Origin of the sequence: Agromyces indicus (assembly GCF_031432295.1) — a bacterium.
In the GTDB taxonomy this organism is placed as follows: domain Bacteria; phylum Actinomycetota; class Actinomycetes; order Actinomycetales; family Microbacteriaceae; genus Agromyces; species Agromyces indicus.
Map to the genome: position 1 here is coordinate 61,409 of NZ_JAVKGS010000001.1, position 20,226 is coordinate 81,634.

At 71.6% G+C, this 20,226-nt stretch carries 17 protein-coding genes; 9 read left to right on the forward strand and 8 right to left on the reverse strand.

The window, feature by feature from the left end; translation table 11 throughout:
• Positions 1–57: 57 nt before the first annotated feature.
• The gene (locus RH861_RS00305; RefSeq protein WP_310519237.1) at positions 58–729 is read right to left on the reverse strand and encodes a nucleotide exchange factor GrpE; all 672 of its coding nucleotides are present in this window, start codon (positions 727–729) and stop codon (positions 58–60) included.
• A gap of 2 nt (positions 730–731) precedes the next feature.
• A complete protein-coding gene (gene dnaK, locus RH861_RS00310) occupies positions 732–2,609 on the reverse strand; it encodes a molecular chaperone DnaK (RefSeq protein WP_067949528.1) in 1,878 nt (625 codons plus the stop codon).
• 471 nt (positions 2,610–3,080) lie between these two features.
• Between dnaK and RH861_RS00315 the strand changes: the two genes are divergently transcribed.
• The 8 genes from RH861_RS00315 to RH861_RS00350 all read left to right on the forward strand — a co-directional run bounded on the left by RH861_RS00315 (position 3,081) and on the right by RH861_RS00350 (position 12,034).
• Positions 3,081–3,983: a putative endonuclease domain-containing protein gene (locus RH861_RS00315; RefSeq protein ID WP_310519238.1), complete on the forward strand. Its 903-nt coding sequence runs from the start codon at positions 3,081–3,083 to the stop codon at positions 3,981–3,983.
• Positions 3,984–4,063: 80 nt separating this feature from the next.
• Positions 4,064–4,615, forward strand: a complete 552-nt coding sequence (locus RH861_RS00320) for a hypothetical protein (protein ID WP_310519239.1) — start codon at positions 4,064–4,066, stop codon at positions 4,613–4,615.
• Between the two features lie 171 nt (positions 4,616–4,786).
• Positions 4,787–6,310 (forward strand): M1 family metallopeptidase, encoded by a 1,524-nt coding sequence (locus RH861_RS00325; protein ID WP_310519240.1) that lies wholly within the window; start codon positions 4,787–4,789, stop codon positions 6,308–6,310.
• A 71-nt stretch (positions 6,311–6,381) separates the two neighbouring features.
• Positions 6,382–7,692, forward strand: coding sequence for a dual-specificity RNA methyltransferase RlmN (gene rlmN, locus RH861_RS00330; protein ID WP_310519241.1), 1,311 nt, complete (start codon positions 6,382–6,384; stop codon positions 7,690–7,692).
• 43 nt (positions 7,693–7,735) lie between these two features.
• Complete coding sequence (locus RH861_RS00335; RefSeq protein WP_310519242.1) at positions 7,736–8,308, forward strand: hypothetical protein; 573 nt, start codon at positions 7,736–7,738, stop codon at positions 8,306–8,308.
• 239 nt (positions 8,309–8,547) lie between these two features.
• Positions 8,548–9,441 (forward strand): serine protein kinase RIO, encoded by an 894-nt coding sequence (locus RH861_RS00340; protein ID WP_310519243.1) that lies wholly within the window; start codon positions 8,548–8,550, stop codon positions 9,439–9,441.
• 195 nt (positions 9,442–9,636) lie between these two features.
• A complete protein-coding gene (locus tag RH861_RS00345; protein ID WP_310519244.1) occupies positions 9,637–10,425 on the forward strand; it encodes an endonuclease/exonuclease/phosphatase family protein in 789 nt (262 codons plus the stop codon).
• Positions 10,426–10,573: 148 nt separating this feature from the next.
• A complete protein-coding gene (locus RH861_RS00350) occupies positions 10,574–12,034 on the forward strand; it encodes an MFS transporter (protein ID WP_310519245.1) in 1,461 nt (486 codons plus the stop codon).
• Positions 12,035–12,054: 20 nt separating this feature from the next.
• Here the strand turns inward: RH861_RS00350 and RH861_RS00355 are convergent, their stop codons facing one another.
• Complete coding sequence (locus RH861_RS00355; RefSeq protein ID WP_310519246.1) at positions 12,055–12,675, reverse strand: MarR family winged helix-turn-helix transcriptional regulator; 621 nt, start codon at positions 12,673–12,675, stop codon at positions 12,055–12,057.
• A gap of 182 nt (positions 12,676–12,857) precedes the next feature.
• Here RH861_RS00355 and RH861_RS00360 point away from each other — a divergent pair, with 182 nt between their 5' ends.
• A complete protein-coding gene (locus tag RH861_RS00360; protein WP_310519247.1) occupies positions 12,858–13,505 on the forward strand; it encodes a MarR family winged helix-turn-helix transcriptional regulator in 648 nt (215 codons plus the stop codon).
• An 80-nt stretch (positions 13,506–13,585) separates the two neighbouring features.
• Here RH861_RS00360 and RH861_RS00365 read toward each other — a convergent pair whose 3' ends face one another.
• From RH861_RS00365 to RH861_RS00385, 5 genes are all read right to left on the reverse strand, one after another.
• Complete coding sequence (locus RH861_RS00365; protein WP_310519248.1) at positions 13,586–16,228, reverse strand: ExeM/NucH family extracellular endonuclease; 2,643 nt, start codon at positions 16,226–16,228, stop codon at positions 13,586–13,588.
• Positions 16,229–16,468: 240 nt separating this feature from the next.
• Positions 16,469–17,071 (reverse strand): nucleoside deaminase, encoded by a 603-nt coding sequence (locus RH861_RS00370; protein ID WP_310519249.1) that lies wholly within the window; start codon positions 17,069–17,071, stop codon positions 16,469–16,471.
• Positions 17,072–17,095: 24 nt separating this feature from the next.
• Complete coding sequence (locus RH861_RS00375) at positions 17,096–17,896, reverse strand: ABC transporter permease (RefSeq protein ID WP_310519250.1); 801 nt, start codon at positions 17,894–17,896, stop codon at positions 17,096–17,098.
• 10 nt (positions 17,897–17,906) lie between these two features.
• A complete protein-coding gene (locus RH861_RS00380; protein ID WP_082847236.1) occupies positions 17,907–18,860 on the reverse strand; it encodes an ABC transporter permease in 954 nt (317 codons plus the stop codon).
• Between the two features lie 143 nt (positions 18,861–19,003).
• Positions 19,004–20,197, reverse strand: coding sequence for an ABC transporter substrate-binding protein (locus tag RH861_RS00385; RefSeq protein ID WP_310519251.1), 1,194 nt, complete (start codon positions 20,195–20,197; stop codon positions 19,004–19,006).
• Between the last annotated feature and the right edge of the window lie 29 nt (positions 20,198–20,226).

Genomic DNA, 20,226 nt, shown 5'->3' on the forward strand with positions numbered 1-20,226 from the left:
TCGGGTGACCCGGTCTCGATACGGCCGCGAGCGGCGTACTCGACCAGCGGTGCCTCGCTATGCAGGCGTCTTCACGACGACCTTCGCCGCGCGCAGCAGCGTGCTGCCGAGCAGGTACCCGGTCTCGACGACATCCGCGACCGTGTCCACCTCGACCTCGTCGGAGTGCTGCTGGAAGATCGCCTCGTGCCGCTGCGGGTCGAACGCCTCGCCCACCTCGCCGAACGGCGTGAGGCCGAGCTTCTCGACCGACGCGCGCAGCTTCGCCGCGATCGTCGCGAACGGGGTGTCGCCCTCGAGGTCGCCGTGCTTCTCGGCGCGGTCGAGGTCGTCGAGCACGGGCAGCAGCACGGCCACGGCCGCGCCGATCGCCCGCTCCCGCTCGACCTCGCGGTTCGCCTCGGTCCGCTTGCGGTAGTTCGCGTACTCGGCGGTGACCCGCTTCAGGTCGGCGAGGTGCTCGGCCGACGGGTCGTCGACCTCGGCCTGCGCGGCGTTCAGGATGTCGTCGACGGTGAGGGCCTCCTCGTCGAGCACGTCCGAGACGTCGGGTGCGGCACCCTCGGCCGTGCCGGCGGCATCCGTCGACCCCGCCTCGGGGGCGGGCTGCTCGCCCGCCCCCTCGGCACCGGCGTCGGCATCGGGCTTGCGAACCTGACCCGTCTCGGGGTCGATCCGCCGCTTGTCGCGGATGATCGGCTCGTCGTGGTTCTGGTTCTCGTCAGCCATGGCTACTTCTTCTCGTCCTCGTCGTCGATGACCTCGGCGTCGACCACGTCCTCGTCGGACTGGTCGGAGCCCTCGGTGCCGGACGGGTTCGCGTCCTCACCGGGGTTGGCGCCGGCGGTCGCGTCGGCCTGCTGGCCCTGCGCGTAGATCGCCTCGCCGAGCTTGCCCTGCGACTGGTTCAGCTTGTCGAACGCCGACTTCACCGCGTCGTCGTCGTCACCGGCGAGCGCGGTCTTCAGCGCGTCGACATCGCCCTGGACCTCGTTCTTCACGTCGGCCGGGAGCTTGTCCTCGTTGTCCTTGATCAGCTTCTCGATCGAGTAGACGAGCTGCTCGGCCTGGTTGCGCGTCTCGGCCGACTCGCGGCGCTTCTTGTCCTCCGCCGCGTGCTCCTCGGCGTCGCGCACCATCCGGTCGATGTCCTCCTTCGGCAGCGACGAGCCGCCGGTGATGGTCATCGACTGCTCCTTGCCGGTGCCCTTGTCGCGCGCCGACACGTGCACGATGCCGTTCGCGTCGATGTCGAAGGTGACCTCGACCTGCGGGATGCCGCGGGGAGCCGGGGCGATGCCGGTCAGCTCGAACGTGCCGAGCGGCTTGTTGTCGCGCGTGAACTCGCGCTCGCCCTGGAACACCTGGATCGCGACCGACGGCTGGTTGTCGTCGGCGGTCGTGAAGGTCTCGCTCCGCTTGGTCGGGATGGCCGTGTTGCGCTCGATGAGCTTGGTCATGATGCCGCCCTTGGTCTCGATGCCGAGGCTCAGGGGGGTGACGTCGATGAGCAGCACGTCCTTGCGCTCGCCCTTGAGGACGCCGGCCTGCAGGGCGGCGCCGACGGCGACGACCTCGTCCGGGTTCACGCCCTTGTTGGGCTCCTTGCCGGTCTCCTGCTTCACGAGCTCGGAGACGGCGGGCATGCGGGTCGAACCGCCGACGAGCACGACGTGCGCGATGTCGGCCACCTTGATGCCGGCCTCGCGGATGACATCCTCGAACGGCTTCTTCGTGCGGTCGAGCAGGTCGCTCGTCATGTTCTCGAACTGGGCGCGCGTGAGCGTCTCGTCGAGGTTGGCCGGGCCGTTCTCGGTGAGCGAGAGGTAGGGCAGCTGGATGCTCGTCGACATGCTCGACGAGAGCTCCTTCTTGGCCTGCTCCGCGGCCTCCTTGAGGCGCTGGAGGGCGATCTTGTCCTTCGAGACGTCGACGCCCGTCGAGTCCTTGAAGCGCTTGATCAGGTGCTCGACGATGCGCTGGTCCCAGTCGTCGCCGCCGAGGCGGTTGTCGCCCGCGGTCGCGCGGACCTGGATGGTCGAGAAGTCGTCGTCCTTGCCCACCTCGAGGAGGGACACGTCGAACGTGCCGCCACCGAGGTCGAAGACGAGGATCAGCTCGTCCTCCTTGCCCTTGTCGAGGCCGTACGCGAGCGCGGCGGCGGTGGGCTCGTTGATGATGCGGAGCACGTTGAGGCCCGCGATCTCACCGGCCTCCTTGGTCGCCTGGCGCTCGGCGTCGTTGAAGTACGCCGGCACGGTGATGACCGCGTCGGTGACCGTGTCGCCCAGGTACTGCTCGGCGTCGCGCTTCAGCTTCTGCAGGATGCGCGCCGAGATCTCCTGCGGCGTGTAGGTCTTGCCGTCGATCTCCTTCTTCCAGTCGGTGCCCATGTGGCGCTTGACCGACGAGATGGTGCGATCGACGTTGGTCACGGCCTGGCGCTTGGCGGTCTCGCCGACGAGCACCTCGCCGTCCTTCGTGAATGCCACCACCGACGGGGTGGTGCGGAAGCCCTCGGCGTTCGCGATGACGACGGGCTCGCCGCCCTCGAGGACGCTCACGACCGAGTTGGTGGTGCCCAGGTCGATTCCGACTGCACGTGACATGTGTGTCTCTCCTTCTGCCGGGGGGTTCTCGGATGTCGCCCCGCGGCGATCGGCCCGGCGGTGCCCGCCCGCGGCCGAAGTCTGCTCGTCGAGACTTGAGCCTCGACCGCTCAAGTCTCGCAGCGGCATCCGTTCGATGTCAAGTCGGAACGCTGAAAGTTGAGCGTACGTGACTCAACCCGTCCTCGCCCGTCGGCATTCGCGCCTTCGCCCACTCACCGCACGCCGCTCCCCACGCCGGTCCCTGCCCTGCGCCCCAGCCCCTGCGCCCCAGCCCCGGGCACGGGCCGCAGCCCCTGCGTGCGAGTGTCCAATGGATGTCGCCGCGACGCTCCGGTGGGGGCATCCATTGGACACTCGGTGGGGGTTCGGAGCGGCGACCGGTCCTGCACAGGCCGCGATGAGGCGAGTGGATCCACCGCACGCGCCGCGGCGCCGGCATACCGTGGGCGCGGCGCGCAGCATGGTCCGGTGCCAGCGCGTCCCCTCCCGCCGCAACTCCGCCGAGGGCCGTTCTCGGTGCCGCGTGCCGACGAGCTCGGCGTCCCGCGAGGGCGGCTCCGCGCGCGCGACCTCTCCGCGCCCTTCCACGGCGTACGCGCCACCGTCCCCCCGGCGACCCATGCCGAGCGCTGCGCCGCGTTCGCCGCACGCATGCCCGTCACCCAGGTGTTCAGCCACGCCTCCGCCGCCCTGCTGTGGGGCATGCCGCTGCCGTCCGCGCTCGAACGGGGGCCGGTGCACGTGTCCGCCCTGCGCGGACGCGAGCCGCGCGTGCGGGGCGTGGTCGGCCACCGGCTCCGCGCCGATCGGGTCCGGGTCGGCGCCGTCCGCGGGCTCGCCGTGGTGTCGGCGTGCGACTCGTGGTGCCAGCTCGCGACCGCGCTGTCCCACGACGACCTCGTCGCCGCCGGCGACCGGCTGCTCGGCTGGCCCCGCCCGCTCGTCTCGGCCGACGAGCTCGACGCGGCGATCGAGCGGCATCGCGGCGGACGCGGGACGAGCGCGCGGGATGCGGCACGGCTCGACCTCCGGCCGGGTGCGGCGTCGCCGCGGGAGACCCGGCTGCGGCTGCAGGTGGCACGCGCCGGCTTCCCCGAGCCGGAGCTCAATGCGCCGATCCCGCTGAGCGCGGGTTGGACTGCGCACGGCGACCTCGTCTTCCGCGCGTACGGGGTGCTGCTCGAGTACGACGGCGAGCAGCACCGCGGCGACGACACGCAGTTCCACCGAGATGTCGAACGGCTCAACGACCTCGCCGCCGACGGGTGGATCGTGATCCGGGTCGGGCGCCGGCTGCCGATGGAGCGCGCGCTCGACCAGCTCGAGCGCGCACTGCGCAGCCGAGGCTGGCGTGGCGTTCGTGCGGGCTGAGGGTCGACGGATGCCGCGTGGCGGACATCTCGGGGTGCACACCGACGTCGGTGCGGGGCGTGGGCGATACGGTGAGGCGCATGACCCGGACCCTCGCGCCGCGCGTGCTCGCGGCATCCGCTGCCCTGACCCTCTCGCTCGGACTCGCGGCCTGCGCGAGCGACGACCCCGCCGAGACGGCGGCGCCCACGACGCCGGCCGCCGCTTCGCCCGAGCCGACGACGGAGCCGACGACCACCGAACAGCCCGCGATCGGCGCGAGCTGCGAGGACGTGCTCGCGCCCGAGGCATACGCGAAGCTCGAGGCCGACGGGCTCGAAACGCGCAATCCCGACCCGGTCGACCCGGTCGCCCAGCGGATCGTCGAGGACGGCGGGATCGCCTGCGCCTGGGTGAAGCCGCAGACCGACAACATGCTGGACCTCGCCCACGCGACCGGCGCGGACGAGGGCGAGTGGACGACCGCCCTCGCCGAGGCCGGCTATGCGCAGACCGACGAGCCCGTGGCCGGCGCGTGGACGGGCCCGGCCGAGCCGGGCAGCGGCATGAGCCCGGTCGCGGTCCTCGCCGACGGGACGATCACGTGGGTCAGCGCGCCCGACTTCGCGCAGTGGGTCCGTCCGGCGAGCTGATCCGTCGGCAACGCGGTCCGGATCGGCGGTGACGCATGGAACCCGCGTGACGCGCTCAAGGACGCAGGAAACGTGCGCGCTTCCCCGCTCTGGGGTCTGTTGCGCGCCAAACGCTTTCCCTTAGGGTGCAGCCACCGGCATCAGGAAAGGGTGAGCATGATTCGGCACAGGATGAGGTTGATCGGCGGGGCGACCGCCGCGATGGTGGTCCTCGGCGCATTCGGCGCGACGGCGGCCGCGGCGGCTCCGGGCAAGGGTCCCGACAATGCGGGACCGCGGTACACGGCCGGCGCTTCGGGCGTCGGCGACGCGTACTTCCCGTTCGCCGGCAACGGCGGATACGACGTGCAGCACTACGACCTCGCCATCCGCTACGCACCGCCCGCCCCGTCGCCCGCGCCGCTGTCGGGCCAGTTCGACGGTGTCGCCACCATCGACCTCGTCGCCACGCAGGACCTCGACCGGTTCAACCTGGACCTCCGCGGGATGGACGTGCGGTCGGTCAGCGTCAACGGCAAGCCTGCGACGGGCATCCAGCCGCCGCTCGCCGGTGAGGTCGTCGACGGTGCCGCGTACTGGCACGTGCAGGACGACGCGCAGCGGATCTGGGAGCTGACCATCCAGCCGCGCCCGATGATCAAGGCCGGCCAGAAGGTGAAGCTCGTGATCGAGTACGGCGGCGCGACCACGCGGCCGACGGACATCGAGGACTCGCTGTACGGCTGGGTCACCATGCGCGATGGCGCAATGGTGGCGAGCGAGCCGGAGGGCTCGATGACGTGGTACCCGGTGAGCGACCACCAGACCGACAAGGCGACCTACAGCTTCGCCATCACGGTGCCCGCGGGCAAGGTCGCGGTCGCGAACGGGATCCAGCCCAAGCCGCAGGAGACGGCTGACGGCTGGACGACCTGGTTCTGGAACGCACCCGACCAGCAGGCGAGCTACCTGACGACGGCCTCGGTCGGGGACTTCGACCTGCGTCCCACCTACTACTCGACGAGCGGCGTGCCGATCATCGACGCGGTCGACACCAAGCTGACCTCGGCTCGACTCACGACGACCAACGCGAGCCTCGGCCGCCAAGTCGCGATGATCGACTTCTTCGAGTCGAAGTTCGGCGAATATCCGTTCGTGGCGTACGGGTCGATCGTCGACAACGACTCGATCGCGTACGCGCTCGAGACGCAGACTCGCCCGGTCTACTCGACGCAGGCCAGCGAGGGCACCGTCGCGCACGAACTCGCTCACCAGTGGTTCGGCAACGCCGTGAGCCCGGAGCGGTGGCAGGACATCTGGCTCAACGAGGGTTGGGCGACGTACGCCACGTGGATGTGGAACGACCATCGTGGCATCCGCAGCACCCAGACCGCGTACAACTCCTGGTACAACGCCAACCGATCCACGTCGTACTGGCAGTTGCAGATCGGCGACCCGGGTGCGCTGGGTCTCTTCGCCGGCCAGGTGTACGACCGCGGCGCCGCGACCCTCCACGCGCTGCGACTCGAGGTCGGCGACACCACCTTCTTCAACGCTGCGAAGCTCTGGCTCGAGCGGTACGACGACTCGGCGGGCACGTCGGAGGACTTCCAGGCGATCTACGAAGAGGTCTCGGGCAAGGACCTCGACGGGTTCTTCCAGACCTGGCTGTACGACCAGGTGAAGCCGCCGGCCACGTGGACCATCACGCCGTAACGGCGGGCACGCGCGACCGGGGCGCCCGGGCATCCAGCGGATGCTCGGGCGCCTCCGCGTACGCTGGAGGGATGCCGACCGACGCGCCCGACACCCCTGCCCGCACCGCGGAGCCGGCGGCGACCCCGCGCGACGGCGCCGTGCGCGAGACGCGCGGCAGCGGCATCCGCTCGACCAAGCCCCGCCAGGTGCGGCCGAAGACCGAGGGATGGCAGCAGGCGAAGGACGCCGACGGCCGCCCGCTGCTGCAGTTCGCGTCGCCGAAGCGCGGCAAGCCGCCCGCCCACCTCGCCGACCTCGCTCCCGAGGAGTGGAAGGCGAAGGCTGAGGAGCTCGGCGTCCCCGCGTTCCGGCTCAAGCAGGTCGCGCGCCACTACTTCACCCGCTGGACGAGCGACCCCGCCGACATGACCGATCTCCCGGCTGCGGGCCGCGAGGAACTCGTCGCCGGCCTGCTGCCGCCGCTGCTCACCGAGGTGCGCCGCCTCGAGACCGACCGCGGCGACACGATCAAGTTCCTCTGGAAGCTGCACGACGGCGCGCTCGTCGAGTCGGTGCTCATGCGCTACCCGGGCCGCATCACGCTGTGCGTGTCGAGCCAGGCCGGCTGCGGCATGAACTGCCCGTTCTGCGCGACCGGCCAGGCGGGCCTCACGCGCAACATGTCGGCCGCCGAGATCCTCGACCAGGTCGTCGCCGCGAACCGTGTCATCGCGTCGGGCGCCCTCGGCGGCAAGCGCGCCGACGACGGCACGCCCGACCGCGTCTCGAACATCGTGTTCATGGGCATGGGCGAGCCGCTCGCGAACTACGCCCGGCTCATGCGCGCCGTGCGGACCATGGCAGCCCCGGCGCCGAACGGCCTCGGCATGTCGGCCCGCAACATCACCGTCTCGACGGTCGGCCTCGTGCCCGCCATCCGCAAGCTGGCCGACGAGCACGTGCCCGTCACGTTTGCGCTCAGCCTCCACGCGCCCGACGACGGGCTGCGCGACGAGCTCATCCCGGTGAACTCGCGCTGGAAGGTCGACGAGGCGCTCGACGCCGCACGCGAGTACTTCGAGAAGACCGGTCGCCGCGTGTCGATCGAGTACGCCCTCATCAAGGACATGAACGACCACGGATGGCGCGCCGACCTGCTCGCCGAGAAGCTCAACGAGCGCGGCCGCGGCTGGGTGCACGTCAACCCGATCCCGCTGAACCCGACGCCCGGGTCGATCTGGACCGCGTCCGAGCTCGACGTGCAGCAGGAGTTCGTGCGCCGGCTCTCCGACGCCGGCATCCCCACGACCATCCGCGACACGCGCGGCAAGGAGATCGACGGCGCCTGCGGGCAGCTCGTCGCCACCGAGGAGGACGAGGCGGTCGCCGCCCGCGCCTGACCGCCTCACCTGCCCGATCCGGGGCCGCGGGTACGCTACCGCCATGATCCGAACGTCGCTTCCGGCGCTCGCCGGCGCGGGGCTCGTCCTGGGCCTCCTCACCGGATGCGTCGCGGAGCCCGCCCCGCCCGCGTCGCGCCCCACCGGCAGTGCGCCCCCGAGCGCGTCCGGGTCCGCCGACTCGGCGAGCCCGACCGCGAGCGCGGTGCCCGCGCCGACCACGTCGTCCGGCGAGGAGGTCACCTGCGAGAACGTGCTCGCGACCGAGGACGCCGCGCGCCTCGAGGCCGACGGGCTGGAGTACCGCGCGGACCGGTCCGAGCCCTTCGGTCCGGCCGCCGCCGAGCTCGCCGCCGACGGCGGGTTGTCGTGCACCTGGCTGGGCGGCGGCGACCTCGGCGTCTGGTTCACGATCCTGTCCGAGACGGATGCCGCGTGGCAGGCGCGCTCCGCGTCGCTGCAGTCGGCCGGCTGGGTCGAGACCGGCTACCCGCTCCCCGGCGCACTCGAGGCGCCGCCGGACTACGACCCGAACTACATCCCCGTCATGGCGAACGTCGACGGCGTGACGTACTTCACCACCTCGGCCGACTTCCTCGTCGCCGTCGCCGACTAGCACCGACCGGGCGCGGGTCTTTACGGATGCCGCGGCACCGGCGTATGCTCGTGCGGGCCGCGCCACGCGGCATCCGTCGCCTCGATCGAGGCGAGCACGAGCGCCCAGCGGGCCGAGACCGGAAGGAGTGAGCGATGAACACCGTCCTTGTCGCGCGTATCGCAGACACCCTTCCCTGCGAGGCCGCCCGCTAGCATCCGCGACGGTGGCCTCCACGATCTCGGAGAACCACCGTGAACATGCTGTCGTCACTCGACGATTCCGCCGCGCGCCGCGCGGCATCCGCCACGCCGCTCGCCGCGGCGTTCGCCCACGACCTCGCCTTCGCCGACGTCGAGCCGGGCGAGGACCAGCGCTGGTCCACCTGGCCGGCCACCCAGCCCAGCGAGCGCGGGCCTCTTCCGCGCCCCGACTGGGTCGTCACCTCCGCCGCCGCGATCGATACCGAACTCGGCATCGTGAAGACCGGCAAGGAGGCCGACCTCTGGCTCATCGAACGCGCGGTGCCGGGTGCGCCGCCCGAGGTGCCGGGCAATCGGACGCTCCTCGCAGCGAAGCGCTATCGCGGCACCGAGCACCGGATGTTCCATCGCTCGGCGGTGTACACCGAGGGCCGGGCGGCGCCGCGCCGCAGCCGTGACGTGCGCGCCGTGCAGCGCTCCTCGTCGTACGGCCGCGAGGTCGCGCGCACGGAGTGGGCGTACGCCGAGTTCGCCGCGCTCAGCCGGCTGGCCGAGCTCGGCGCGGCCGTCCCGTATCCCGTGCAGGTCGGCGAGACCGAGGTGCTCATGGAGTTCGTCGGCGAGGGACGGGTGGCGGCGCCGCGGCTCGCGCAGGTGCGCGCCTCGCGCGACGACCTGCGCGACCTGTTCCATCAGGTCGTGGACTTCATGCACACGCTCGCGTTCGCGGGCCTCGCGCATGGCGACCTCTCGCCCTACAACCTGCTCGTGCACCGGGGGCGGGTGGTCGCGATCGACCTGCCGCAGGTGGTCGACGTCGTCGCGAACCCGAACGGGTTCGACCTGCTGCACCGCGACTGCGTCAACGTGTGCGACTGGTTCACGCGGCAGCGACTGGAGTGCGACGCCGAGGACCTGTTCGCGCAGCTCGTCGGCGACGTGACCGGTTGAGGCGCGGCATCCGCTCGTCGGGGTGGACGCCGCCGAGCACAGGTCGGACGGGAATCGTCGGTACCGGATCGCCGATCCGACGATTCCCGTCCGCCGGGACCCGGCAGTTCGGGGACCCCGGCAGCTCGTGGACCCGGGCGACGCGGGCGACGCAAGGGCTCGCGATCGTCGGCGCTCGCGCCTACGCTGCCGCGCATGCGACTCGCGACGTGGAACGTGCTCTGGCGGTTCGCGCCCGACTGGCGGGCGCGCGAGCGGGGCATCTTGGCGACGCTCGAGCGCGTCGCGCCGGACGTGCTCGGCCTGCAGGAGTGCTGGGCGACCCGGACGGAGTCGCAGGCCGATCGCATCGCCGCGCACCTCGGGATGCACGCCGCCTTCGCGGGCCCGTCGCTGCCGCCGGTGCCGGAGCCGCCGGAGCACGAGGACCAGGCGGGCGTGCGGATGGGCGTGGGCCTCGTCAGCCGGTGGCCGATCGCCGGCACCGTGGAGCACGAACTGCCCGTGAGCCACCGACAGGTCGCCCCGATCGCCCTCGAGGCGCGGATCGCGCACCCCGAGACGCCGTTCCGCGTCGTGGTCGCGGCCACCGAATGGGAACCGGCGTACGCCGACGATCACCTCGCCCAGACGATGCGGCTCGCCGAGTTGATCGGCGCGCCCGACCAGGCGCCCCCGACGTTCCTCCTCGCCGACCTCAACTGCGACGTCTCCCAGGCCGAGTTCGCCCCGCTGGCGCCGGTGGCGGTCGATGCCTGGACGATCGCCGGCGGTGCAGCGGATGCGGTGACGCTGAGCTCGGCGGTCCCGTTCGCGCCGCTCGAGGCCGTCAAGGAGATGGATCGGAGGATCGACCACATCCTCATGGCCAACGGATCCGGCGCCGTCGTGGAAGCCGCATCGATCGTCGACGAGGCGGTCGACGGGCTCTTCCCCAGCGACCACTTCATGGTGACGGCCGACGTGCGCATCCCGCCGCGGTGACGCACGACGGGTCGGGCGACGGGCGGTGGCGGGTTCGGCCACTTCCGCCGGGGCGCTCCGAGCCGCTAGCCTGCACGGGATCGACGCGGATCGGCCCGGCCGGGCGCGCCGTCACCGCCCGTTCACCCCGCGCCGGAAGACTGCCCCCATGACCGACCCTCAGCCCCCGGCGGAGCACGCTTCGACCGCGACCGCCCCGCACCTCTCGACCGGCGAACTGCGGGTGATCACGGGCCTCGAGCTCGCCGGCGACCGGCCCGTGCCGCGTCGGCAGGTGTGGTCGTGGGCGCTGTGGGACTGGGCGACGCAACCGTTCAACTCCGTCATCACGACGTTCGTCTTCTCGGTGTACCTCACGAGCGCCCTGTTCCTCGCGCCGCAGGTGGCCGGGCTGTCGCCCGACGATCCCGCGTACGAGCGCGGCCTCGCCGAGCTCTCGTCGCAGCTGGGGCTCGCGGTCGGCCTCGGCGGCATCCTCATCGCGGTGCTCGCGCCGGTGCTGGGGCAGCGAGCGGATGCCGCGGGCCGGCGCAAGTTCTGGCTGGCCCTGGCCACGGGCGGGGTCGTGCTCTGCCAGGCGATGATGGTGTTCGTCGAGGCCGACTGGCGCTTCTTCTGGCTGGGGGCGGGGCTGCTGGCGGCCGGCACGGTCTTCCAGGAGATCGCGGGCGTGAACTACAACGCCATGCTGGTGCAGGTGTCGAACGCGCGCACGGTGGGTCGCGTGAGCGGGCTCGGCTGGGGCTTCGGCTACCTCGGCGGCATCGTGGTGCTCGCGCTGGTCGTCGTGGCCGACTTCGCCGACTGGTTCGGCATCCCGACCGACGGCGGGCTCAACATCCGGCTCGTGGCGCTGTTCTGCGCGATCTGGACGGTGGTGTTCTCGCTGCCGATCTTCCTCAACGTGCCCGAGGCCCCGGCCGCACCGGACCGCGAGCGCGTCGGCTTCTTCCGCAGCTACGTGGTGCTCGGGCGGGACATCGCCCGGCTCTGGCGCGAGGCGCGTCCGACGTTCTGGTTCCTGCTGGCGAGCGCGGTGTACCGCGACGGGCTCGCGGGCGTCTTCACGTTCGGCGCGGTGATCGCGAGCATCACGTTCGGCTTCTCGTTCAACGAGGTCGTGATCTTCGGCGTCGCCGCGAACGTGGTGGCGGGCGTGTCGACGATCGTGGTCGGCCGGCTCGACGACCGGTTCGGCCCGCGGGCCGTGATCCTCACGACCCTCGGCGGGCTGATCGTCTCGGCGGTCGTCGTCTTCGTCGCGCACGACGCCGGCAAGACGGTGTTCTGGGTGTTCGGCCTGTTCCTGTCGGCCCTCGTCGGGCCCGCCCAGGCCGCGAGCCGGTCGTTCCTCGCCCGGGTGACGCCGGCCGGACGCGAGGGCGAGATCTTCGGGCTGTACGCGACCACGGGCCGCGCGGCGAGCTTCCTCGCACCGCTCGCGTGGGCGGGCTTCATCGCCGTGTTCGGCGCGCAGTACTGGGGCATCCTGGGCATCGCGCTGGTGCTCGCGGCCGGGTTCGTGATGATGCTGTTCGTTCGGCTGCCGAAGCGGGTCGCGGATGCCGCGCACGCGACCCCGTCCTCAGTGCCCCGCTCCGACGGCTAGCCGGGCCGGCACCCGCGCGGTCAGCGGCCGCGCTCGCGGCGGAGGCCCTCGGCGAACCGCGTGAGGAGGTCGGCGAACACGACGCGCTCCTCATCGCTGAATCCGTCGAGGGCGGACTCGATGGCCCGGCGGTGCTCGGCTCCGGCGGATCGGACGGCAGCGCGGCCGGACTCGGTCAGGCGCACCCGGGTGCGCCTGGCGTCGTCGGGATCGGCCTCGCGCGCGACGAGGCCGTCGGCGACGGCGCCCTGCACCAGGCGGCTGGCGCGCGGCTGGTCGACGCCGATCGCCTCGGCGAGCTCGGTGACCGACATGGCCCGGTCGGCCGCGTCGAGGGTCGCGAGGAGCCGGTGCCGGGCGACCGGACCGAACCGGAACGCCCACGGGCCGGCGCCGGGTTCGCCGTGGGGCCCGCGGTGGCCGGACGGCCCCGGGCCGTGGGCGTGCGGCCCGCCGTGGGGGTGTCCGTGCCGATGACCCCGCCCACGCTCGGGGCGGTCGTCGTCTCGTGTGGCCCACGGCGGTCGGCCGCCGCGGCGGAGCGCGGCGAGCGCGCGCGCGATGCGTTCGGGCGCATCGGCCGGGCCGACAGCGTCGCCCCCTCCGGCAGGTCCGGCGGGCGTCTCGGGGTCGTCGTTCACGCCTCCAGAGTACTTGTCATTTGACATGCATTCGAATTGCATGTCACACTACATATGCATGCCTGATGACATGCATCGCCTCCTCGAGCGGTGCTCTCGCACCGCGGCCGCACTCGCGGCGACTCCATCCGGCCCTCCGCGGCCGACGCCCCGCGCCGGACCGGCGCATCCGAGAGGAACCCATGAACTCGCACGACCACACCCCTGACTCCCACGACCACACCAGCGACTCCCACGACCGGTCCGAGCCCTCCGGCCCGGTCCGCCCACTCGGCTTCTGGCTCACGACCGTCGACCGGGCCATCGCGCGTGAATTCGCCGCAGCGTTCGACGACCTCGAGGTCACCCGTCGCGAATGGCGGCTGCTCAACCTCATCGGAGGCGAGGCGCGCGACGAGCGGCTGAGCATGAAAGTCGAGCGCCGGCCCGAGCTCGTCGCATCGCTCGTCGAACGCGGATGGATCGCGGGCGACGCCGGCGACCTGCACCTCACCGACGACGGCCGAGCGGCGCTCGCGACGCTCGGCGACCGCGTCCGCGGCATCCGTTCGCGCATCGCCGAGGCCGTGTCGGCCGACGACTACGCGACCACGGTCGCCACGCTCGAGGCCATCGCCCGCGAACTCGGCTGGAGCGAGGACCGGCCGGACCGGCCCGGACGCCGGTTCGGCCGAGGACCTCGCCGCTTCCGCGATCCTCACTGGGCCGGGCCCCGCTTCGGCCACCACGGCGACTCCGGCCACGCCGACGGCGACGACCACCGGCACGGCCATGGTCACCGGCACGGGCACGGCCACGGCCACGCCCGGTGCGTCCACGACCACCGCTGAACGATCCGCTCACGACGACGGCGCGCCGCCCCCTGCACGGGGAGCGGCGCGCCGTTGCCTGTCGCCGAGGTTCAGCCGACCTACGGAACCACCCGGATCGTGACCGATGCGCTCGTGGCGTTGCCACTCGGGTCGGTCGCGGTGTAGGTGAGCGTGTAGGTCGCGCCACGCACGGCCTTCACCTGCACGTCACCGTCGACCACCCGCACCTCGGCCTTCGCCCCGGTGGATGCGGTGTCGGTGAGCTCGACCTCGACCTCGCCGGAGTCGTCCGACGCGGCGATGTCGACCGCGACCGTCCGCCACTTGTTGTTCGGCGGGAACACGACCGACGGGTCCGCGGTCACCGTGAGCTCGGGCGCGGTCGTGTCGGGCACCGTGAGGTCGAGTCCGACGATCACGGGGTCGTGGTCGCTCGAGCGGTAGGCGTCGGGCGCGTACCAGCTCGACACCTGGCCGGCCGACTTGAACTCGGTGTTGTAGTCGAGGATGGTCGGCTCGTCGGCGTTGATCGCCCACTCCGCGGCCCCGGTCACGTCCTCGAGCAGGCTCGCGCCCGCCAGGCCGTGGTCGAGGTAGCCGAGCTGTCCGTCGAACACGTACGAGTAGGCGAACTCGCCGACGAACTCGCGCAGCAGGTCGGTGTACCCCGCGTTGCGGAGCGCCGTGATCGGGTCCTCCTTGTCGTACGCGTTGAGGTCGCCGATGATCAGCTCGCGGCCCGCGTCGGCACCGGTCGGCTCGGTCGCCAGCCAGTCGGCGAGCGCCTGCGCCGCGACCGTGCGGGTCCCGTTGCAGTTGCCCTGGCCGTCGCCGCGGTCGGGGTCGCCCGCGCACGCCGAGCCCTTCGACTTGAGGTGGTTGACCACGACGGTGACGTCGTCGCCGCCGCCGACCGGCTCGAACGTCTGCGCGAGCGCCGGGCGGTTGCGCGTCGTGTCGAAGCGCGGGTCCACCGAGGCGTCGAGCACGGCGTGGGCGCCCACGGGGACGACGCTCGCCGGCTTGTAGATGAGCGCGGTCGTGATCTCGTCGGTGCCGAGCTCGCCGGTGTCGATGCCGGCGTAGGTGCCGGCGCCCATCTCCTCGTTGAGGGCGGCGACGAGCGCGTTCAACGCGGTACCGCCGTTGTTCTCGATCTCGATGAGGCCGACGATGTCGGCGTCGATGCGGGAGATGGCGTCGACGATCTTCGCCTCCTGGCGCTCGAACTCGGCGGCGGTGTTGGCGCCGCGCGCGTTCAGCGTCGTGAAGTAGTTGAGGACGTTGAAGCTCGCGACCGTCGTCGTGCCGGCCACCTCGGGCGCCTCACCGCGGGGGTTCGCCCGCTGGTACGAGGCGGCCTCGGTCGGCTGGATCTTGTAGGCGTTGTTCCGGTAGTCGAGCACGCCGGTGAGGCCGGTGACGAGGTCGCCGCCCCGCAGGGTGTTCTCCAGCGAGAACGGGTCGCCGTTCGGGTGGCGGAGCGGGTCGGGGTTCTGGTTGCTGCGCCCGTCGTCGAGCGTGATGCGACCGCGCGCGTTCGCGGCGGCCAGCTCGATCGCCTCGGCGGACCCCGGAGCGTACACCGCGGTGGGCTGGAACTGGCGCTCGGTGCCGAGCGCGATCTCGCCGTAGCGGCCGTAGTTGAAGTACTCCAGCACGGCGAGCGACTGCGGCAGCGTCACGCGCATGCCCTCGAGCGCCTCGCGCTGGGCATCCGTCGCCGGAAGCTCGAGCGTCGTGGCGGCGGGCAGGACGGCGCCGGTCGCGCACGGGATGACCTGCGAGGCGGTGATCTGCGTCATGTTGAAGAACTCGCTCACCGTGCCCGTCACGGTCAGCACGTCGCCGGCGTTCACGTCGGCACCGCCGGGGGCGTAGATGAACAGGCCGTCGGAGGTCGCGGCGTCGCCGTCGCCCGCGTCCTGCAGGTAGTAGCCGTTGAAGCCGCCGACCTGGAAGTCGCCGACCACGGTGCCGCGCACGGTCCGCGTGCTGCCGACCACCGGCGAGGCGGTGCCGGAGCCCTGCACCGAGCCGATCGTCGCGACCGCCGTGTCGCACGTGGGTCCGGTGCCGGGGTCGCCGCCGCCGTCACCCGGGTCGCCGCCGCCATCGCCGTCGCCGGCCTCGCAGTCGGCGGTGTGGGCGCCGAGGCCGTCGAACGTGTCGACCGCGAAGCCGGTCCACTGCGCGGCGGGGTCGAACGAGTCGGCGGTGTTCGTGTCGCCCGAGCACACGGAGGCGTTGCGGCGCAGCGTGTTGTCGGCCGTGGAGGTGAGGCCGGTGCCCCACTCGGTGCCCGGGTCGAAGCCGACCTGGCCGAGCGAGTCGATGACGACGCCCGCCTTCTCGAGGACGATGGCGTCGTCGCCGTTGAACCAGCTGCCGCTGTTGAGCTGGTCTGCCGCGGCGAGCACGGTCGCACTGGCGGAGCCCTGCGCGAGCACGTGCACCTCGCCCGCGGCGACGGTGCCGGTGAGGTTGACGGTCAGGCCCGGCGTGACGCCGCCGTTGAAGTACATCTTGACCGCGTAGCCGCCGGCACCGAGGTCGATCGGGTTCGCCGTGAGGTTCGCGAACTCGAGGGCCTTGTTGTTGGAGCTGCCCTCGACGTACTCGCTGATGATCAGGTCGTTCGCGACGCCGTCGGCGGCGTGGGCGGCGGGGACGGCGAGGCCGACCGCGGCGAGCGCACCGGCGGTGAGGCCCGCGAGCGCGTGGTAGGGACGTTTCATCATGCTCCTCGTTGCCGGTGGGCCCACGGTGGCCCACGCACGGGGCACAGCATATGCGGCGGGATGACGCGGTGTGAAGGGTTGCCGCGCACCCGTCACCGAACGTTATCCAGACGGAAACTCCCTGATGAACAGGCAGAAACGATGCATCATCGTCGAGGAATGCTCATCTGCGCATGGAGTAGCGAGTCCAGCGCTCAGGTGAGCGCCGATCCGCCCGATCGCCCCTGCCGCCGGCACCGGTCAGGCGTCGGCCTGCCCTCGCGCGTTGTACACGACCGCATCCGACGCCCCGAACGCGCGGAACACGTCGAGCGCGTCCTCTCGCCGCACGTCGGTGCGCACGCGGATGCCGCGCCGCTCGAACTCGCCCATCCAGTCGGCGGGCATCGGCCCCTCATCGAAGCCGGTCAGGCGCTGGCAGTCGTCGCCGTGCCCCGCGATGACGAGCCGGCGCACCCCCGACCACATGGTCGCGCCGTAGCACATGACGCACGTCGCCCAGTTGACGACGAGCTCGAGCTCGGCGCCGTCCGCACCGAGGTCCCACCGGCCGAGGCGCGCCTGGGCCAGGCTCAGCGCGGTCACCTCCGCGTGCGTCGAGCTGAGCCCGCTCGAGAGCACCACGTTCACGCCGGCCGAGACGAGCCGACCGGATGCCGCGTCGACCACGAGCGCCGCGAACGGCCCGCCGTTGCCGGCGCGCCAGTTGCGGTCCGCGAGTTCGATCGCGAGCCCGACGCGGGACTCGTCGTCGGGGAGGACCGTCTCGGCCAGTGCCGGCAGCTCGGCGACGAGCCACTCGGGCAGGGCGGCGGAGAACGACGTCGGCATCGCGGCATCCATACCGCCCATTCTGGCGGGCCGGAGTCAGCGGCGCTGCTGCTCGTCGCCCGAGAGCCGCTGCGCCAGGTAGATCGGGATGATCGACACGAGCACCAGCACCACCGCGATCACGGCGACGATGGGCGCCTGGCTGGGGCGGAACATGTTGTTCAGAATGAAGATCGGCAACGTCGTCACGCCCGATCCCGCCGTGAACGTCGTCACGATGATCTCGTCGAACGACAGCGCGAACGCGAGCAGCCCGCCCGCGAGCAGCGCCGACCGCAGCTGGGGGAAGGTCACGAGCCGGAAGGTCGTCCACACGCCCGCGCCGAGGTCGGCCGACGCCTCCTCGAGCTTCGTGCCCGTGCGACGGAGCCGCGCGATGACGTTGTTGAAGACCGTCACGATGCAGAAGGTGGCGTGCGCGATCACCACGGTCCAGATCGACAGCGGGATGCCCATGATCGTGCGGAAGAAGTTGTTCAGCGCGATGCCGGTGATGATGCCCGGCAGTGCGATCGGCAGGATCACCAGCAGGTTCACCGTCTGCCGGCCGAAGAAGTCGAACCGCTGCAGCGCGAACGAGATGAGCGTGCCGAGCACCAGCGCGATCGCCGTCGCGATGAGCGCCACCACGACGCTCGTCTGCACGGCCTCCATAGCCCCGGCCGACGCGAACGCGCGTCGCCACCACTCGAGCGTGAACCCGGGCGGCGGCCACGACAGCGAGGTCGACGTCGAGAACGAGTTCACGAGCACCACCAGCAGGGGCACGTACACCAGCACGAGGATGAGGCCGGCCACGGCGCCGAGCATCGTGCGCGAGAGTCGGGAGAGTCGCATCCGTTCGCCCCTAGAGGTTGTCGAGCGCACCCGTGCGACGCACGAGCGCGAGGTAGCCGAAGATGATCGCGATCGGGATGAGCGCGATCGCCGCCGCGAGCGGCAGGTTGTTCGCCGCGCCCACGTTCGTGTAGACGAGGTTGCCGAGCATCTGGTTCGCCCCGCCGACGATGTTCACCGTGATGTAGTCGCCGAGCGAGAGCGAGAAGCTGAAGATGGTGCCGGCGATGATCGCCGGGGCGGCGAGCGGCAGCACCACGTGGCGCACGGTCGGCCAGGTCTTGCCGCCGAGGTCGGCGGAGGCCTCGAGCAGCGAGTCGGGCACCCGCTCGAGCCCGGCGTAGATCGGCAGGATCACGTACGGCAGCCACAGGTACGACAGCGTGATGATCGTCGCGGGGAGGCCGTAGCCCGGCGTGCTCAGCCCGAACGGCGAGACCAGCCACTCGAGGATGCCGTCCTGCGAGAGCACCGACCGCCAGGCGTACGCCTTGACGAGGTAGCTCGCCCACAGCGGCATGAGCACGGCGATCACGAGCAGCCGGCGCGCCCGGGGCGAGGCCACCTTGGCCATGTAGAACGCGATCGGCAGGGCGAGCGCGACATCGATGATGGTCACGAGCAGCGCCACGCCGATCGTGCGGAGGGTCACCGTCTGGTACAGCGACCCGGTGAGCACCGTGACGATGTTGTCGATCGTCCACTCGGTGCGGATCTGGCCCGTGAAGCTGTCGACCGACCAGAACGCGGTGACGAGCAGCGCGGCGAGCGCCACCACGTACACGAGGCCCAGCCAGAACAGCGGGGCCGAGAGCAGCAGCGCGAGCCGCATCCGCGGATGGGTGCTGAGGAACACCGACGTGCGGCGGGCGGGGGTGGCCCTGGGGCGGCGGATGGCGCTGCGGGAGCCGTCGTCGCGGTCGGGGCCGCGGACCGGGGCCGGTGCCGTCGCATTCGTCGTCATTCGTCTTCCTGTCGGTCCGGTTCGTCGGGGAAGTGGGAGGGTTCGGGAACGGCGGGGGCGGACCGGGGAGCGGTGCCGTCGTCGGAGACCGAGGGGGGCTGATCTCTCGTCGGCGGCGCCGGTCTCCCCGGCCCGCGTCGGGCTCAGCCCTTGATCTCCTGCCAGGCCGCCGTCCACTGGGCGTAGTCGACGCACTCGACGTCGGTGCGGCCGTCGACGCACTCGGCGATCGGGGTGGTCCAGTACCAGATCTGCGAGGCGTACTCCTCGTCACCGGCGTGGAAGGCCTCGCACGAGCCCTCGCTGCGGAACTCGCACGCCTCCTGGTTCGACGGCGCCTCGCCGAAGTACTCGGTGGCCTGGGCGTTCGCCTCGGGGCTGGCGATGTAGTTCAGCCACTCGTACGCGCAGTTCACGTTGGCGGCGTCGGAGGCGATCATCCACGTGTCCGACCAGCCGGTCGCGCCCTCTTCGGGGAGGGTGACCTCGGTCGACGCGCCGGATCCGGCGAGCACGTTCTGGATGACCTGCCAGGTGGTGCCGACGACGGAGTCGCCGGTCTCGAAGGCCTGGATCTCCTTGAGGTAGTCGGACCAGTACTCGCCGATGTGCTGGCGCTGCTCCTTGAGCAGGTCGACCGCGGCCTGGAACTGCTCCTCGTCGAGCGCGTACGGGTTCTCGATGCCGAGCTCGGGCTGGTGGTGCATGAGGTACACCGCGGCATCCGCGATGTAGATCGGCGAGTCGTACGCCGTCACCTTGCCGGAGTTCTCGGCGGCCTTGTCGAAGACGACGTCCCAGGAGGTGGGTGCCTCGGGGAAGACCTCGGTGTTGTACATGAGCAGGTTCGCGCCGTAGCCGTGCGGGATGCCGTACGACTGCCCGTCGACCGAGTTCCACTCCTTCTCCTTGAGGAAGTCGTAGATGCCCTCGTAGTTCGGGATGAGGTCGGTGTTGACGGGCTGGACCTCGCCGCCGGCGATGAGCCGCAGGGTGGCGTCGCCCGATGCCGCGACGACGTCGTAGTCGCCGGTCTTCATGAGGTTCACGGCCTCGTCCGACGTGCCGTAGGTCTTGGACGTGACCTCGCAGCCGGTCTCCTCCTCGAAGGGGGTGACCCAGTCGACGGCGGGGTCGTTGGAGCCGTCCTCGACGTAGCCGGGCCACGCCAGGATCGACACCTGGCCCTCGGTCTCGCCGAGTTCGGTGGCCGCATCGCCGGTGGCGGCGGTCTCGCCCGAGGTCGTGCCGCAGGCGGTGAGGGTGAGCAGCGCGATCGAGCCGATCGCGACGCCGACGGTCGCGCCGCGGCGCGCCGTGCGCGTGGTGCGCATCATGTTCTCTCTCCTGGTTTCGATGGGTGGTG